1 protein-coding gene is annotated in these 759 nt (G+C 58.4%); it reads left to right on the forward strand.

Going from position 1 to position 759, the window contains the following annotated elements; all coding sequences use genetic code 11:
* Positions 1–7: 7 nt before the first annotated feature.
* The coding region (locus tag HMPREF1627_RS00670; RefSeq protein WP_034500267.1) for a GTP-binding protein at positions 8–759 on the forward strand (752 nt) is incomplete at its 3' end.

Consider the following 759-nt stretch of genomic DNA (forward strand, 5'->3'; position numbering starts at 1 on the left):
AGGCAAAATGACTATTCGCGAAGATATTCGTAACGTCGCGATCGTTGCCCACGTGGATCACGGTAAGACGACTCTCGTGGATGCAATGCTATGGCAGTCCGGAGCCTTCTCTGACCACGACACCGTGGAGTCGCGTGGTGAGCGCGTCATGGATTCTGGTGATCTAGAGCGGGAAAAGGGCATTACGATCCTCGCGAAGAACACGGCCGTTCACTATCGGGGTCCTTCTGCACAGAAGCTAGGCTTACCTGAAGGCATCACGATTAACGTGATTGATACGCCTGGACACGCAGATTTTGGAGGCGAGGTCGAGCGCGCTCTCTCCATGGTTGATGGCGTGCTCCTCCTGGTGGATGCGGCTGAGGGCCCGCTACCGCAAACGCGTTTTGTGCTCCGCAAGGCGCTGGAGTCGCAGCTACCGGTTGTTGTGGTGGTGAACAAGGTTGATCGCCCGGATCAGCGTATTGAGGAGGTCGTGGAAGAGACCATGGACCTGCTCCTATCCATCGCGGAAGATCTGCAGAATGAGGGGCGCGAGGTTGACGTGGACGGCCTGCTTGAAGTGCCCGTCCTGTACGCGTCGGCAAAGCTTGGTAAGTCCTCACTTGAACAGCCCGCTGTTGGGGAGGTTCCCACGTCGGGCCTGGAGCCACTGTTTGAAACGCTGCTCCACCGTATTCCCGGTCCCTCCTATGACGAAGACGCGCCCCTGCAGGCGCACGTCACGAACCTTGACGCATCCCCGTTCCTTGGCAGGAT

The sequence above is a fragment of the Actinomyces sp. S6-Spd3 genome, assembly GCF_000758755.1.
Lineage (GTDB): Bacteria > Actinomycetota > Actinomycetes > Actinomycetales > Actinomycetaceae > Pauljensenia.